The organism is Marinimicrobium sp. UBA4509, assembly GCF_002388575.1.
In the GTDB taxonomy this organism is placed as follows: Bacteria; Pseudomonadota; Gammaproteobacteria; order Pseudomonadales; family Cellvibrionaceae; genus Marinimicrobium; species Marinimicrobium koreense.
Genome location: NZ_DGMV01000076.1, coordinates 14880 through 15511, shown reverse-complemented (window position 1 = coordinate 15511; position 632 = coordinate 14880). Strand labels below are relative to the sequence as shown.

At 65.8% G+C, this 632-nt stretch carries 1 protein-coding gene; it reads right to left on the bottom strand.

Features of this window, described 5'->3' with window-relative positions; all coding sequences use genetic code 11:
• A partial coding sequence (locus B3520_RS14330; RefSeq protein ID WP_286876342.1) for a diaminopimelate decarboxylase family protein occupies nucleotides 1-624 on the bottom strand: 624 nt, incomplete at its 3' end.
• Between the last annotated feature and the right edge of the window lie 8 nt (nucleotides 625-632).

Sequence of the window (632 nt, the reverse complement as noted above, 5' to 3'; positions counted from 1 at the left end):
CGCCAGCTCGTCGACCAGCACCAGCAGGCGATCCAGCGCGTCCATAAACGGGGCGAGCTGGGTCAGCTGGGAGCCGATGTGGCAGTCCAGCCCCTGCACGGACAACCCGGGCAGCTCCGCCGCGCGACGATAGACCGCCGGGGCCCGTTCGATATCGATGCCGAACTTGTTCTCTTTCAGCCCGGTGGAGATATAGGGGTGAGTCTGGGCGTCCACATCCGGGTTGACCCGCAGGGAGATATTGGCGGTTTTGCCGAGCTCACTGGCCACCTGTGAGAGCTGCTCCAGCTCCGCCTCGGATTCGACGTTGAAGCAGAAGATACCGGCGTTGAGCGCCTGAATCATTTCCGCGCGGGTTTTGCCCACCCCGGAGAACACCACCCGCTTGGGGTCGCCGCCGGCGCGCAGGACCCGCTCCAGCTCGCCACCGGAAACAATATCGAAGCCGGCGCCCAACCGGGCCAGCAGGTTCAGCACCGCCAGGTTGGAGTTGGCCTTGATGGCATAGCACACCATCCCCGGGTGATCGCCCAGGGCCTGGGCGTAGGCCAGGTAGTGCTGGGTAAAGGCGGCGCGGCTGTAGACGTAGGTGGGCGTGCCGAACTGCTCGGCAATACGGGCCAGGGGGAGGG